The following is a 363-nucleotide window of genomic DNA, read 5'->3' as shown; positions in this document are numbered from 1 at the left end:
GGTCAAGGGTGATGTTCACTTCTGAAAGCCCCATCTCATCCATGCCAGAGCGCGCATTGGTAATGTGCTCGCCTGCAAGCACAGGTCTCTTCTCAAGGACAACCGAGCGACCATCATTATCTTTGAGTACTAAGTTTTGACGACTGTAGGCTGAAGAGTCACTTTTGACCTCATAAAATGCAAGGCTGGCAGTAGCGCCAATCACATTCTTAGCTTGAGCGGGGTCTTGAACGCCGGGCAGCTCGATGCGGATATTGTCCGTACCTTGCCTTTGCACCATAGCCTCAGTAATACCTAGCTCTTCGATTCGGCCTCGCATGATCTGCAAGTTTTGTTGCACGATAGTGGACTGGAGTTCGGTTC

Annotated in this window: 1 pseudogene; it reads right to left on the bottom strand. The window is 50.4% G+C overall.

The window, feature by feature from the left end:
* Window positions 1–363, bottom strand: a pseudogene (gene secD / locus AB4585_RS29705) (protein translocase subunit SecD); the annotation flags it as partial.

It is taken from the genome of Vibrio sp. 10N.222.49.C9 (assembly GCF_041474985.1).
GTDB classification, from domain to species: domain Bacteria; phylum Pseudomonadota; class Gammaproteobacteria; order Enterobacterales; family Vibrionaceae; genus Vibrio; species Vibrio crassostreae_C.
Note: the sequence above shows the minus strand (reverse complement) of the source record. Positions and strands in the feature narration are given on the sequence as shown.